Annotated in this window: 13 protein-coding genes; 2 read left to right on the top strand and 11 right to left on the bottom strand. The window is 66.4% G+C overall.

Annotated elements, in window-relative coordinates; all coding sequences use genetic code 11:
• From H276_RS0104645 to metH, 6 genes are all read right to left on the bottom strand, one after another.
• Positions 1–483 carry a DUF4126 family protein gene (locus tag H276_RS0104645; protein ID WP_019970143.1) on the bottom strand — a complete coding sequence of 161 codons (483 nt, stop codon included), beginning with the start codon at positions 481–483 and terminating at the stop codon, positions 1–3.
• A gap of 39 nt (positions 484–522) precedes the next feature.
• Positions 523–1374, bottom strand: coding sequence for an ATP phosphoribosyltransferase (gene hisG / locus H276_RS0104640; protein WP_026356589.1), 852 nt, complete (start codon positions 1372–1374; stop codon positions 523–525).
• Positions 1375–1376: 2 nt separating this feature from the next.
• Positions 1377–1658 carry a phosphoribosyl-ATP diphosphatase gene (locus tag H276_RS0104635; RefSeq protein WP_018599594.1) on the bottom strand — a complete coding sequence of 94 codons (282 nt, stop codon included), beginning with the start codon at positions 1656–1658 and terminating at the stop codon, positions 1377–1379.
• Positions 1659–1758: 100 nt separating this feature from the next.
• A complete protein-coding gene (locus H276_RS0104630; RefSeq protein WP_026356588.1) occupies positions 1759–3225 on the bottom strand; it encodes a sugar porter family MFS transporter in 1467 nt (488 codons plus the stop codon).
• 92 nt (positions 3226–3317) lie between these two features.
• Entirely contained in the window at positions 3318–4001 is a 684-nt protein-coding gene (locus H276_RS0104625) for an HAD family phosphatase (RefSeq protein ID WP_019970140.1), read from the bottom strand.
• 101 nt (positions 4002–4102) lie between these two features.
• Entirely contained in the window at positions 4103–7867 is a 3765-nt protein-coding gene (gene metH, locus H276_RS0104620; RefSeq protein ID WP_155942959.1) for a methionine synthase, read from the bottom strand.
• Positions 7868–8327: 460 nt separating this feature from the next.
• Between metH and H276_RS0104610 the strand changes: the two genes are divergently transcribed.
• Complete coding sequence (locus H276_RS0104610) at positions 8328–9206, top strand: PAC2 family protein (protein ID WP_019970137.1); 879 nt, start codon at positions 8328–8330, stop codon at positions 9204–9206.
• Positions 9207–9274: 68 nt separating this feature from the next.
• On the opposite strand, the gene mshC is transcribed toward H276_RS0104610, so the two are convergent.
• Entirely contained in the window at positions 9275–10513 is a 1239-nt protein-coding gene (mshC, locus tag H276_RS0104605; RefSeq protein ID WP_026356586.1) for a cysteine--1-D-myo-inosityl 2-amino-2-deoxy-alpha-D-glucopyranoside ligase, read from the bottom strand.
• Between the two features lie 119 nt (positions 10514–10632).
• A complete protein-coding gene (locus tag H276_RS0104600; protein WP_019970135.1) occupies positions 10633–11391 on the bottom strand; it encodes a 3'(2'),5'-bisphosphate nucleotidase CysQ in 759 nt (252 codons plus the stop codon).
• A gap of 106 nt (positions 11392–11497) precedes the next feature.
• Here H276_RS0104600 and H276_RS0104595 point away from each other — a divergent pair, with 106 nt between their 5' ends.
• Positions 11498–11893, top strand: coding sequence for a DUF2628 domain-containing protein (locus H276_RS0104595; RefSeq protein WP_036460615.1), 396 nt, complete (start codon positions 11498–11500; stop codon positions 11891–11893).
• A gap of 46 nt (positions 11894–11939) precedes the next feature.
• Here the strand turns inward: H276_RS0104595 and H276_RS0104590 are convergent, their stop codons facing one another.
• The 3 genes from H276_RS0104590 to H276_RS0104580 are packed head-to-tail and all read right to left on the bottom strand — an operon-like array spanning position 11940 to position 14045.
• Entirely contained in the window at positions 11940–12767 is an 828-nt protein-coding gene (locus H276_RS0104590) for an SCO1664 family protein (protein ID WP_019970133.1), read from the bottom strand.
• On the bottom strand, positions 12751–13338 hold the full coding sequence (locus H276_RS0104585; RefSeq protein ID WP_019970132.1) for a DUF3090 domain-containing protein: 588 nt from the start codon (positions 13336–13338) through the stop codon (positions 12751–12753). Before H276_RS0104585 ends, H276_RS0104590 begins: the two co-directional genes overlap by 17 nt.
• 35 nt (positions 13339–13373) lie before the next feature.
• A complete protein-coding gene (locus H276_RS0104580; protein WP_019970131.1) occupies positions 13374–14045 on the bottom strand; it encodes a histidine phosphatase family protein in 672 nt (223 codons plus the stop codon).
• Between the last annotated feature and the right edge of the window lie 8 nt (positions 14046–14053).

Below are 14053 nucleotides of genomic sequence, written 5' to 3'. Positions count from 1 at the left end.
CTACATCACCGCGGTCAGCGCCGCGACGGCGAAGCCACCCAGCACGGCGACGGCGTCCTCCACCAAGGCCACCGGCAGGTCGCGCCCTCCGGTGACGGCGACCAGGCGGGTGCGGACTTCATAACCGCCCAGAGTGCCCAGCACGGCGCCGATCATTCCGGACCCGAGCCCGCCGAACGTGTAGCCCCACGCGGTACCGATCACGGCGCCCGCGAACGCCCCGGTGACCAACCGGGCGACGAACTGAACCGCGGTCTTACGGCTCGGGGTTTTCGGCAGCTGGTCGGTAATCAGTTCCGCCACAGCAAGAATGGTGAGCACGGTGACGGTGATCGGGTGTGCCAGCCACTGCACCCAGGTGCCGTCCAGGTTGATCCAGTGCAGCGCGGCCGCCCACGCCACCACGGCGGGAGGGGTCAGCGCCCGCAGCCCGGCCACCACCCCGATGAGCAGCGCCAGCAGCAGAACGAGGAAATGGGTCATGCCGGACGCTAACACGCACAGCGCCGTGGCATCCGCCGATCAGAAGCGGCAGAACCTGATGTCCGAGGCGAGGATCGCCTTGGCCCCGATGGCCGCCAGCTCGTCCATGATGCTGTTCACATCGCGACGCGGAACCAGGGCCCGCACCGCTGCCCAGTCCGGATCGGCCAGCGGCGCGATCGTCGGCGATTCCAGTCCCGGGGTGACCGCAATGGCATCGTCCAAAGCTGCACGGGGGCAGTCATAGTCGAGCATCAGGTACTGCTGACCGAATACCACGCCCTGCACTCGGGCCGTCAGCTGGTCGCGTGCGGCCGCGTTCTCCTGCGAGGCGCCGACGCGTTCGATCAGTACCGCCTCCGATTCACACAGCGGCGCACCGAAGGCGACCAGGTCGTGCAGGCCGAGGGTGCGGCCCGATCCGACGACATCGGCGATGACATCGGCGACGCCGAGCTGGATGGAGATCTCCACCGCTCCGTCGAGCCGGATCACGGTGGCCTCGGTCCCCCGTGCCTCCAGGTCTTTGCGCACCAGGTTCGGGAACGAGGTGGCAATCCGCTTGCCCGCCAAGTCTGACGTGGTCCATTCCCGGCCGGCCGGGGCGGCGTAGCGGAAGGTCGAGTTGCCGAAGCCCAGCGACAAACGCTCACGCACCGGTGCGTCCGAATCCGCGGCCAAGTCACGCCCGGTGATACCGAGATCGAGCTCACCGGACCCGACGTAGACGGCGATGTCCTTCGGCCGCAGGAAGAAGAACTCCACGTTGTTGTTGGGATCGACGACCGTCAGATCCTTGGGATCGCGCCGCCGACGGTAACCGGCCTCGGCGAGGATCTCGGCGGCCGATTCGCTCAGGGCCCCCTTGTTGGGAACAGCAACCCGCAGCATGCTCACAGCTTCCGGTAGACGTCGTCGAGGGTCAGGCCGCGGGCGAGCATCATCACCTGGGTCCAGTACAGCAACTGGCTGACTTCCTCGGCCAGCGCCTCGTCGCTCTCATGCTCGGCGGCCAGCCACACTTCGCCGGCTTCCTCCAGGATTTTCTTGCCGAGCCCGTGCACACCGGTGTCCAACGCCGCGACGGTGCCACTGCCGGCCGGCCGGGTCCGCGCTTTCTCACTGAGTTCAGCGAACAGGCCGTCGAAAGTCTTCACGGGCATGGATTGTTTCATGGCCTGCCTATAGCACCGCACCAGGCCACGATTCACGCTGTCGCGGGCCTACGCCGCCGAACCGATCATCCGCCGGTGCGCCGAAACCACGCCACGTCGCTCAGGTATTCACCGCGGGGTTCTGCTCATGGTGCGCGATCTCGCTCTGCATGTCCTCGAGATGCTTGCCCTTGGTCTCCTGCACCCACCGCGACACGAACATGAACGACAGCACCGCACACAAGGCATAGAAGCCATAGGCAACACCGAGCATGCTGCTCAGCGTCGGGAACGTCACGGTGATCAACCAGTTCGCCACCCACTGCCCGGCTGCGGCCAGCCCCAGCGCCGCAGCGCGGATACGGTTCGGGAACATCTCACCGAGCAGCACCCAGACGACCGGACCCCACGACATGCCGAATGCCACCACGAACAGGTTGGCGGCGACCAACGCGATCGGTCCGGCGATATCGCCGAGCACGGGCTTGCCGCCGACCTGACTTGCGGTGCCGAAGATGATCGCCATGGTGCCCAACGTCACTGCCATACCGGCCGAGCCCGTCAACAGCAGCGGTTTGCGGCCGATCCGATCGATGAGCGCAATCGCGATGAGCGTGGTGACGATGTTGGTGATCGACGTGATCACGGTGATGACGAACGCCTGGCTCTCGCCGAATCCGACGGCCTCCCAGAGCACATTGGAGTAGTAGAAGATGACGTTGATGCCGACGAACTGCTGGAAGATCGACAGCCCGAGCCCCACCCAGACGATGCCGTAGACACCGCCGGTCGGCTTGCGCAGATCCCGCCATGACGGCGGCTTGTCGGACTTCAGCGAATCCTGGATGCGCCTGATGGTGATTTCGAGGTTCTTCTCGCCGAGCAGCATGGCGAGCACCTTGCGTGCTTCCGGAATGCGGTATTTCGCAACGAGATAGCGCGGCGACTCTGGGATGGTGTACGCGAGCACTCCGTAGAGAATGGCGGGCAACGTCATCGCGAGGAACATCCAGCGCCACGCGGCCAGCCCGAGCCACAGTTCCTCGCGGGACCCTCCGGCCAGATGCGCCAGGAGCGCATCCACGGCCAGCGATATGAAAATGCCGCTGACGATCGCCAGCTGTTGCAGTGAGCCCAGCCGGCCCCGGATGCGCGGCGGTGAAGTCTCGGCGATGTAGGCCGGTGCAATCACCGAAGCCACGCCGACGCCGAGGCCGCCGATGACGCGGAAGATGACCACCAGCCAGATGTTGGGCGCCAGAGCGGTGCCGATGGCACTGATGAAGAACAGGACAGCGGCTAGTTTCATCACCGACAGGCGCCCGATGCGGTCGGCCAGCCGCCCTGCCGTCATCGCGCCAGCCGCGGCGCCGAGCAGTGCCGAGGCGACCGCAACGCCCAGGGTGTAATCGCCGATGCCGAACTCGTCCCGCAGTGCGGCGACGGCACCGTTGATCACGGCACTGTCGTAGCCGAACAGCAGGCCGCCCAGCGCGGCCACCGAGGCGATGCGCACCACCTTGCCGCTGTGTTCGGATTCCTCGTAGTCCACGCCCGACGTGGAATCACCTACCGGTCCGTGCGTCATGACACGTCCTCTCGCAGCGTTGCGTGATCTGTGCCAAATCACAATCGCACAGTTAACCTGCGGATAGGGCGATATCCGTGCCGGTAATTAACTCAAGCGCTGCGCTGAGCGGGCTCGCGGTCCAGTTCGGCGTGAATCGCCCGCAAATCCTCGACACCGAGCACACTGAGTGACTCGACCTGCCTGCGCCGCGGCCCCCGGGGTACCTCGACATCATTGGGCACCACCAGCACCGGGCAGCCGGCCGCCTCCGCCGAAGCGGTGCCGGTCACCGAATCCTCCACCGCCAGGCATTGCGCGGTGTCGAACCCGAGCAGAGCGGCAGCACGTAGATACGGATCCGGGGACGGTTTGCCGTTGGGCACTTCGTCACCGCAGACGGTCACCGAAAAATAGTGCCGGCCAATGCTTTTCAGTGCCCGCTCGGCAAGTTCCCGGTGGGTGTTGGTGACCAGTGCCAGCGGGATGCCCGCAGCCGTCAACCGCTCCAACAGATCCTGGGCACCGGGCCGCCATGGCAGCCCCTGCTCGAACAGGTCACCGGTGTAGCCGTGCAGCCAGTCCGCCGATTCAGCCATCGCCGCGGGGTCTGGGTCCAGCCCCAGATCGTCGTAGACGATCCGCATCACCAACTCCGACGAACCGCCGACGGTCGACTCACGTACCTCCGCGCTGAGCACCCCACCCATGCGTGCATAGAGCGCGTGCATCGAGATGTCCCAGAGTTTTTCGGAATCGACGAGAGTGCCGTCCATGTCCCACAGCACCGCATCCATGGTGCCATTGTCCCATCGCGCCTTGGGCAGGGCGAAATCGTGTGACTGAATGCACGCCGCGTGGTCACCCGTGCGTGGCTGCTCAACCAGCAGGTTAGAGCTCAGTCCTCCGGGTTGTAGCCGAGGTTGGAGGAGAGCCAGCGCTCAGCTTCGGCCAGTGTCCAGCCCTTGCGCTTCGCGTAGTCGGCGACCTGATCCTGGGCCAACCTACCGACCACGAAATACTGCGACTGCGGATGCGAGAAGTACCAGCCGCTGACGGCGGCACCCGGCCACATCGCCATCGACTCGGTCAGCTCGATGCCGGACCGCTCATGGACGTCCATCAACTTCCAGAGCGTGGCCTTCTCGGTGTGCTCCGGGCAGGCCGGGTAACCGGGGGCTGGGCGGATTCCCACGTACTTCTCGCCGATGAGTGCATCGTTGTCCAACTGCTCATCGGGCTGGTATCCCCAGAACTCCTTGCGGACCCGTTCGTGCATCCGTTCGGCGAACGCCTCGGCCAGCCGGTCGGCGAGCGACTCCAGAAGAATCGCGCTGTAGTCGTCGAGGGCTGCCTTGAACTCCATGATCTTGTCCTGGCTGCCGAGCCCGGCCGTGACGGCGAAGGCGCCGACGTAGTCGGCCAGACCGGTGTCCTTCGGCGCGACGAAGTCACCCAGCGAACGGTTCGGGATGCCTTCGCGATGCTCACCCTGCTGGCGCAGGTTGTGCAGCGTGGTGAGCACCTCGGAACGGGTCTCGTCGGTGTACACCTCGATGTCGTCACCGACGGCGTTCGCCGGGAAGAACCCGATGACCCCGTTGGCACGCAGCCACTTCTCCTTGATCAGGGTGTCGAGCATCTCCTGGGCGTCGTCATACAGTTTGCGGGCAGTCTCGCCCGTCGCCGGGTTGTTGAGAATGTCGGGGAAGCGGCCCTTCATCTCCCAGGCATTGAAAAACGGCTGCCAGTCGATGTACTCGCGCAGCTCGGCGAGGTCGTACTCATGAAAATCCCGCACGCCGAGGCCCTGTGCGGGCACCGGCGGCGTGTAGCCTTCCCAGTCGATCGGCGTCCGGTTCGCGCGGGCCTTTTCCAGCGTCAGCATCGGCCGCTCGTTCTTCTGGGCGTGCCGTTCGCGCAGGGATGCGTAATCCTTCTCGGTCGCCTCCAGCAGGGCGGGGCGCTGCTTGTCATCAAGCAGTGCGGCAGCGACCGGCACCGACCGGGAGGCGTCCTTGACCCAGACCACGGGACCGCTGCGACGCGGCGATATCTTCACCGCCGTGTGGGCGCGCGAGGTGGTCGCACCGCCGATCAGCAGCGGGATCTTCAGCCCCTCGCGTTCCATCTCGACGGCGAAGTTGGCCATCTCGTCCAAGGACGGGGTGATCAGGCCGGACAGCCCGATGATGTCGGCGTTGTGCTCCCTCGCCGCGTCCAGGATCTTCTGGGCAGGCACCATCACACCGAGGTCGATCACGGTGTAGTTGTTGCACTGCAGGACGACCCCGACGATGTTCTTCCCGATGTCGTGGACGTCGCCCTTCACGGTCGCCATCACGATGATGCCGTTGCTGGTCTCGGCGTCACCCGGCCGTTTCTCCGCCTCGATGTACGGCAGCAGGTACGCAACGGCCTTCTTCATCACCCGGGCCGACTTCACGACCTGCGGCAGGAACATCTTGCCCGAGCCGAAAAGATCGCCGACGACGTTCATGCCGTCCATCAGCGGGCCCTCGATCACCTCGATCGGCCGACCACCCGCGGCGGAGATCTCGGCCCGCAGTTCCTCGGTGTCGTCATCGACGTGGGCGTCGATGCCTTTGACGAGGGCGTGCGTGATCCGCTCGCGGACCGGCAGGCTGCGCCACTCGGCCGCGACCGGAGCCCCATCCCCCGAGGCCTTCCCTGCGTTGCTGAACCGCTCTGCGATCTCCAACAGCCGTTCGGCCGCATCCTCGCGACGGTTCAGCACGACGTCCTCGATGCGGTCCCGCAGCTCGGGGTCGATGGAGTCGTAGGGCACCAGCGCACCGGCGTTGACGATGCCCATGTCCAGGCCGGCCTTGATGGCGTGGTACAGGAACACCGCGTGGATCGCCTCGCGGACCGGGTTGTTGCCCCGGAACGAGAACGACACGTTCGAGATACCGCCGGAGATGTGCACGCCGGGCAGGTTCTCCTTGATCCAGGCGCAGGCCTCGATGAAGTCGATCCCGTACGTGGCGTGCTCCTCGATACCGGTGGCCAGCGCGAAGCAGTTCGGGTCGAAGATGATGTCCTCAGCTGGGAAGCCGACCTCCTCGGTCAGGATCCGGTAGGCGCGCCCGCAGATCTCCTTACGGCGCTCCAGGTTGTCGGCCTGCCCCTGCTCGTCGAAGGCCATCACGACGACGGCGGCGCCGTACTTGCGGCACAGCCGTGCCTCGCGGATGAACTTCTCCTCGCCCTCCTTCATGGAGATCGAGTTGACGATCGGCTTGCCCTGCACGTTCTTCAGGCCCGCCTCGATGACCTCCCATTTGGAGGAGTCGATCATCACCGGCACACGGCTGATATCCGGCTCGGCCGCGATCAGCTTGGTGAATCGGTCCATCGCGGCGACGCCGTCGATCATGCCCTCGTCCATGTTGATGTCGATGACCTGCGCACCGACATCAACCTGCTGCAGGGCGACCGACAGCGCGGTGTCGTAGTCCTCGGCCTTGATCAGGTTGCGGAACCGGGCGGAGCCGGTGATGTTGGTGCGCTCACCGATGTTCACGAACAGCGAGTCGTCGGTGATGTTGAGCGGTTCCAGGCCCGAGAGCCGGGTCGCCACCTCGATCTGCGGCAGCTCGCGCGGCGGTTTGCCCTCGACGACCTTGGCGATCTCGGCGATGTGCGGGGGCGCCGTTCCGCAGCAGCCACCGACCAGGTTGACCAGGCCGGCCTCGGCGAACTCGGCGATGTAGCCGGCCTGACGCTCCGGGGACTCGTCGTACTCGCCGAAGGCGTTGGGCAGGCCGGCGTTGGGGTAGCAGGAGACGAAGGTGTCGGCAATCCGCGCCACTTCGGCGATATACGGCCGCATCTCCGGCGCGCCCAGCGCGCAGTTGAGGCCCACCGCGATCGGCCTGGCGTGTCGGATCGAATTCCAGAACGCCTCGGTGACCTGACCGGACAACGTTCGCCCGGAAGCGTCGGTGATGGTGCCCGAGATGATCACCGGCCAGCGGCGTCCGCGCTGCTCGAACAGCGTCTCGACGGCGAACACCGCGGCCTTGGCGTTAAGCGTGTCGAAGATCGTCTCGATGATGAGGATGTCGGAACCACCGTCGACCAGTCCGTTGGCGGCTTCGAGGTAGGCGGCGACCAGTTGGTCGTAGGAGACGTTGCGGGCGCCCGGATCGTTGACGTCCGGTGAGATCGACGCGGTGCGCGTCGTGGGCCCCAGGGCACCTGCGACGTAGCGGGGCTTGTCCTGCGTGCTGAACTCGTCGCAGGCTTTGCGGGCCAGGGCCGCGCCGGCGTAGTTCAGCTCGTAGCCGAGCTCCTGCATGTCGTAGTCGGAGAGCGAAACCGCGTTCGCGTTGAACGTGTTGGTCTCCAGGATATCGGCGCCCGCCTCGAGGTACTCACGATGGATGCCCTCGATGATCTGCGGCTGCGTCAGGTTGAGCAGGTCGTTGTTGCCCTGAACCGGGCTGGGCCAGTCCTTGAACCGCTCACCGCGGTAGCCGGCCTCGTCCGGGCGGTCCCGTTGGATCGCGGTGCCCATCGCGCCGTCGATCACCATGATCCGGCGGCGCAGAGTTGCCGTCAGTTCGTCGGTGCAGTCGGGGCGGATGTGCGGCTCGAAGACACTTGGCTCAAAGATCGTCGACTCAGCGATGTTCAAGGCGTTCACATACTCTCCTTCCGCAACGGAAGGCGTCCTTGACTCTGCCGAGCGTGGCGGAAACGGGCAGAAACCCGGAACCGTTGCAACGCCTCTCGACCAGAAGAGTCTACGTCGTCATCCGACAGACGCATGGACACCCAACTCGTCGCCACGATCGACCCGACCCACTTCGCGATACGCGCCGCTGGGCGACAGCTCCCGGGACCTCGTGGGCAATGTCGTCACCAGGGCCAACCAGATTGCAGTCACACGTATTTCGTATCGACGCCGCTGCCCACCACGCGCGGCGACAAGGTGTCGAGCCGATCGGTGTCGTAGGCGGGCCGGTCAGCATCATTCACATCAACAGGATAGTCGGTCTAGGAAAACTGCTTGTTTGCGCAGGCGGCTCATCGACGCGGAATGACCCGCGGCGACAAGGCGCCGATCGCCCCCACGCAGGGCTTACGCTGGCAGTGTGACACCGTCGTATCCGAGCGGAGGCAGGCCGTCCGACCTACCCGAATTGCAGAACGCCATCGTCGTGGCGGCGTTCGAAGGATGGAACGACGCCGGTGACGCGGCCAGCGATGCGCTGGACCACCTCGACGCCATCTGGGAAGCCGAACCGATCGTCGAGATCGACGACGAGGCCTACTACGATTACCAGGTCAACCGCCCGGTGATCCGGCAGGTCGACGGCGTGACGCGAGAGCTGGTCTGGCCGTCGATGCGGATCTCGCACTGCCGTCCGCCAGGTAGTGAGCGTGACGTGGTGCTGATGCACGGCGTCGAGCCCAACATGCGGTGGCGGACCTTCTGCGCTGAGTTGCTGGCCATCGCCGACAAGCTCAACGTGCAGACCGTGGTGATCCTCGGGGCGTTGCTCGCCGATACGCCCCACACCCGGCCGGTCCCGGTGTCGGGTGCTGCGTACTCCTCGGAGTCGGCCAAGTTCTTCGGGCTGGAGGAAACCCGCTACGAAGGGCCGACCGGTATCGCCGGGGTGTTCCAGGACGCGTGCGTGCAAGCAGGCATCCCGGCCGTGACGTTCTGGGCAGCCGTGCCGCACTATGTGTCCCAACCGCCCAACCCAAAGGCCACCGTGGCCTTGCTGCGCCGTGTCGAGGACGTGCTGGACATCGAGGTACCGCTGGCCGATCTGCCCGCGGCGGCCGAGGAGTGGGAGCAGGCCGTCACCGAGATGACCGCAGAGGACGAGGAGATCGCCGAGTACGTCCAGTCACTGGAACAGCGCGGTGATGCCGAGGTCGACATGAACGAGGCGCTGGGCAAGATCGACGGTGACGCGTTGGCGGCGGAGTTCGAGCGCTACCTCCGGCGGCGCGGCCGCTGAGCGGCCAGTTGAGCCGGAGCCGCTGAGCGGCCAGTTGAGCCGGAGCCGCTGAACATACGTCGCGCGGGTTACAGTTCCACACCCAGCAGTGCGTCGACAGCGCTGGCGACCGCCTGCGGTGCTGCGGTGTCGTGCCCGCCGTAGGCGATCGCATCGGCGGCCCAACCATCAAGTGCAGCAAGTGCTTTCGGAGTATCCAGATCGTCTGCGAGATACTGCCGGACTCGTGCGATCACGTCAGTGGCATCCGGTCCGGCAGGCATTGTGGTCGCCGCGCGCCAACGCTCCAACCGGGCATCGGCCTCGTCGAGCACCTGTGGGCTCCAGGACCGGTCGGAACGGTAGTGCCCGGCCAGCAAGCCGAGCCGGATTGCGCCCGGATCGACCCTGTCGGCGAGCAACCGGGATACCAACACCAGGTTGCCCCGGCTCTTGCTCATCTTGTGCCCGTCCCAGCCGATCATGCCGGCGTGCACATAGTGCCGCGCGAATCTGCGCTCCCCCGTTACGGATTCGGCATGCGCGGCAGAGAACTCGTGATGCGGGAAGATCAGGTCGCTGCCACCACCCTGGATGTCCAGCCCGGTCCCGATGCGGCTCAAGGCGATTGCCGAACACTCCACGTGCCAGCCGGGCCGACCCGGTCCGAACGGAGACGGCCAGCTCGGTTCCCCGGGCCGGTGCACGCGCCACAGCAGCGCATCGAGCTTGTCAGCCTTGCCTGCGCGGTCGGGATCGCCGCCACGTTCGCCGAACAGCCGGAGCATGGTCTCGCGGTCGTACCCGGACTCGTACCCGAACTGCACGTTGGCGTCGGCCCGGTAGTACACGTCGGGATACTGCGGATCATCGACGACGTATGCCGCGCCGGAAGCCAGCATCTTCTCGACCACCTCGACCACTTCGGCGATCGCATCGGTGGCCGCCACGTAATCGTGAGGCGGCAGCACCCGCAGCGCGGTCATGTCGTCGCGGAACAGTTGGGTCTCGCGGTTCCCGAGCGCACGCCAGTCCAGGCCGTCGCGCTCGGCCCGTTCGAACAGCGGATCGTCGACGTCGGTGATGTTCTGCACATAGTGCACGGTGTGCCCGGCGTCCAGCCACAGCCGGTACACCAGGTCGAATGCCAGGTAGGTCGCCGCGTGGCCGAGGTGCGTTGCGTCATAAGGCGTGATGCCGCAGACGTACATGGTCGCTGTCGGCCCCGCACCGACCGGGCGGATCTGCCGGTCGGCGCTGTCATACAGGCGCAGCTGGGGACCCTGCCCCGGCAGAGTGGGAATGTTCGGCGCGGGCCACGACTGCATGGCTTCGACTTTAGGGTGCTCGGTCAGCACGGGCCTCTCCCGGTCGGTCGGATCACCGAAGACAGATTCGGTTCACCGAACACCGACAACGACGAAAGCCGATCCATTCCCGTCGAACATCAGGCGGCGCCGACCGCGGCGAGCAGGATCGGGGCCAGGTCCTGACGGCACATCACGAAATCCGGCAGGTAGGGGTCGGCCCGGTTGTACACCAGCCGCGACCCGTCCAGTCGGGAAGCGTGCAAACCCGCAGCCAGCACCACGCCGGCCGGCGCGGCCGAATCCCATTCCCACTGCCCGCCGGCGTGGATGTAGGCGTCGACGTCGCCGCGGACCACGGCCATCGCCTTGGCCCCGGCCGAACCGATCCGCACCAGTTCGAAGTCGAGCCGGTCCCGCATCCGCCACAGCACGGGCGGCGGGCGATTGGAGCTGGCGGTGACGCGGATCGGGCCGTCACGGCGCGCCGGCGGCGGCTCCACGGTGTCGCTGCGGTACACCTCGCCCCGCGCCGGCAGCGCCACTACCGCGTCGGTCAGTCCGGGCCCGCCGGTGCGGTTGCGCTGCCACAGCGCGATGTGCACGGCCCAATCCTCGCGCCCCGGCAGCGAATACTCATGCGTGCCGTCGACGGGGTCGACGATCCAGACGCGGTCAGCGTCGACTCGGGACAGGTCATCGACAGCCTCTTCGCTGAGCACCGAATCCTGCGGGCGGGCTTCGGCGAGCCGGGCCAGGATCAGTTCGTTGGAGCGTCGATCGCCCTCATCGCCGAGGTGGTAAGGATCGTAGAAACCGACCTCTTCACGGACTGTCAGCAACAACTCGCCGGCCTCCTGGGCCACCGCGGCGGCCAGGTCGGCATCGGTCGAGTGCATTCAGCCAGTATCGGTGGTGGCCAAACCCGCGCCGGATCGGGGTCTGCCGATCACAGGGCAGAGACACATTCTCGTCACCGCTACTATCCACCGGGTGACCGATCGAATGCCGAACGTCTCCCTGTCCCCTGCCTGGCAGAAGCGGTTCGATTTCTTCAGTGCCTACGGCCTGCCCAGCTCGACACCGGAGTCAAAGGCGGCCTACCGGGTGCTGCCGTTCGGCACCAAACTCCGCATCGGCTCGAACATCCTGGCTTTCCTGTTCGGCCCCATCTATTTCTTCGTCAAAGGCATGTGGCGCAAGGGACTGACCCTCTTCGGCATCGCACTGGCCGTGTCGGTGGTGATGGTCATGCTCGATGCGTCCGATGGTGTCGCCCGCGGCGCCGGAATAGCCGTGGCCTCGCTTGCGATGAGTACCGCCAACTACGCGTACTACCTGCACGTGGTCAGGCGCAGCGAATCCTGGAATCTGTTCGAGGGATTCGGCCGGAGGCGCTAGCGAATCGTCACCTGCCACACCAACACCGCTACCGCCGACGATCCGCTCAGAACGGCGGCCACGGGATGGGCCGGTGCCGATCGGCGGTCGGAAGCACCGGATCATCCAGTAGCCCAACGACTCTGGCCTGCAAGGCGGCGACCTCCCGGTGCGTGATGTGGTCGTACAACTGCGCGGCCAGATCGTCGGCCAGCCGCTCGCGGAGGGCCGCCACGGCCACCAGGGTGTCATCGTCCACGGGCTTACCCGCCCAGCCCCACAGCACGGTGCGCAGCTTGTCCTCGACGTGCAGGCTGACGCCGTGGTCGACGCCGTACACCTGCCCGTCGACCCCGGCCAGGATGTGGCCACCCTTGCGGTCGGCGTTGTTGATCAGCACGTCGAACACCGCCATGCGGTACAGCCGCGGGTCGTCGGCGTGCACCAACGTCACTTCGTCCCCGGCGTAGTCGTAGGCCTGCAGGATCGGCAGGAAGCCCGGCGGAATGTGCCCCGCCGGCAGCAGATCCACCAGATCAGGGCCGGAAGCCGTTGGCCCGGCGTCGTCATCACCCGGCTGATCGACCCAGCGTTGCACCATTCCCGGGCCGACAGGCCCCTCCCGAATGATGGTGTAGGGCACGATGTTCCAGCCCAGGGCGACCGATACCAGGTAAGCACTGACCTCGCGGCCCGCCAGCGAACCGTCAGGAAAATCCCACAGCGGGGCCTCGCCGCGCACCGGCTTGTACACGCAGTGCACCTGGCGCTCCCGCAGGTGCGCCTCGCACAGGAAGGTGGCGTTGCTGGCCGAACGGATCCGACCGACTACCGTGAGCTCGCCGTCGACCAGCACCTCGCTGTCGTCGGGGCCTCCGTCAGCTGTCCGCGTCATCTTCGGCTCCGGCGATCGCACCGCGCCGGTAGCCGTTGGTGCGCACACAGATATGCCCCTCGGGATCCAGCGGCTCGTCGCACAGCGGGCAGGGCGGCCGCCCTGCGGAGATGACCCGGTTCGATCGGGTCGCGAACTCCCGGGCCGACTCGGGCGTCAGGAACACCCGCACTGCATCGGGGCCTTCCTCCGCGTCGTCGAGCACCACCGACGCATCGAACTCGGCATCCGAGACGGCCAGTAACTCCACCACCACCGTCTGTGCTTCGGAGTCCCAGCCCAGGCCCATCGTGCCGACCCGGAACTCCGCGTCCACCGGCGTGATGAGCGGCTGTAGATCGACCACCTCGCCGGTGTCCGGCGGGATGGGCGTGCCGAACCGGCGGTTGACCTCGAGCAACAGCGCCCCGATGCGTTCGGCCAACACCGCCACTTGCTGCTTCTCCAGTACCACCGAGATCACCCGGTTGTCGTGGACCGCCTGCAGGTAAAAAGTCCGGTTTCCGGGTTGGCCGACGGTCCCGGCCACGAAGCGGTCGGGAGTGCGGAAGACGTGTATTGCGCGGGCCATGGCACCTTCCAAAATACCGGTATCAGCACTAACGGTCAGTCGGTGGACCCGCCGACCACCGCGTCGGTGGCGGGTTTGGCGGCCAGGCCGGCGCTGAGCTGTGGACCGGTGTGGTTGACGTGCACGACAAACGGGCGCATGTCGGTGTACTGGATCACACTCATCGACGCCGGGTCGACAGTGATCCGCTGAAAGCCGTCCAGATGCACACCGAGCGCGTCGGCGAGCACCGCTTTGATCACGTCGCCGTGGGAACATGCGACCCACAATGCGTCGCCGCCGAGCTCCTCGGCCAGCGCCCGATCCCGCGCCCGCACCGCGGCCACCGCACGGGCCTGGACCTGCGCCAACGCCTCCCCGTCGGGGAACGCCGCCGCGCTGGGCTGCTGCTGCACCACACCCCACAGCGGTTCCTTCACCAGCTCACCGATCTTGCGGCCGGTCCAGGCACCGTAGTCGACCTCGGTCAACCGGTCGTCGACGATCGGTTGTACCCCGAGAGCAGCGGCCAGCGGCTCCACGGTCCGTTCGCAGCGCAGCAGCGGCGATCGCACGATCGCACGCACCGGCAGGTCTCCTATCCGGCCGATCACAGCCGCGGCCTGCTCGATGCCACGCTCGTCGAGGTCGACTCCTTCCGAGCGGCCCGCCAGCGTATGGGCGGTGTTCGACATCGAGCGGGCGTGCCGCAGCAGGATGACAGTCATATCGGCTC

The organism is Mycobacterium sp. 141 (assembly GCF_000382405.1).
GTDB lineage: Bacteria > Actinomycetota > Actinomycetes > Mycobacteriales > Mycobacteriaceae > Mycobacterium.
Note: the sequence above shows the minus strand (reverse complement) of the source record. Positions and strands in the feature narration are given on the sequence as shown.

Coding starts and splice junctions, on each gene's coding strand:
- H276_RS0104645 (WP_019970143.1), bottom strand. CDS start 483: ATGACCCATTTCCTCGTTCTGCTGCTGGCGCTGCTCATCGGGGTGGTG.
- hisG (WP_026356589.1), bottom strand. CDS start 1,374: ATGCTGCGGGTTGCTGTTCCCAACAAGGGGGCCCTGAGCGAATCGGCC.
- H276_RS0104635 (WP_018599594.1), bottom strand. CDS start 1,658: ATGAAACAATCCATGCCCGTGAAGACTTTCGACGGCCTGTTCGCTGAA.
- H276_RS0104630 (WP_026356588.1), bottom strand. CDS start 3,225: ATGACGCACGGACCGGTAGGTGATTCCACGTCGGGCGTGGACTACGAG.
- H276_RS0104625 (WP_019970140.1), bottom strand. CDS start 4,001: ATGGATGCGGTGCTGTGGGACATGGACGGCACTCTCGTCGATTCCGAA.
- mshC (WP_026356586.1), bottom strand. CDS start 10,513: ATGCAGTCGTGGCCCGCGCCGAACATTCCCACTCTGCCGGGGCAGGGT.
- H276_RS0104600 (WP_019970135.1), bottom strand. CDS start 11,391: ATGCACTCGACCGATGCCGACCTGGCCGCCGCGGTGGCCCAGGAGGCC.
- H276_RS0104595 (WP_036460615.1), top strand. CDS start 11,498: ATGCCGAACGTCTCCCTGTCCCCTGCCTGGCAGAAGCGGTTCGATTTC.
- H276_RS0104590 (WP_019970133.1), bottom strand. CDS start 12,767: ATGACGCGGACAGCTGACGGAGGCCCCGACGACAGCGAGGTGCTGGTC.
- H276_RS0104585 (WP_019970132.1), bottom strand. CDS start 13,338: ATGGCCCGCGCAATACACGTCTTCCGCACTCCCGACCGCTTCGTGGCC.
- H276_RS0104580 (WP_019970131.1), bottom strand. CDS start 14,045: ATGACTGTCATCCTGCTGCGGCACGCCCGCTCGATGTCGAACACCGCC.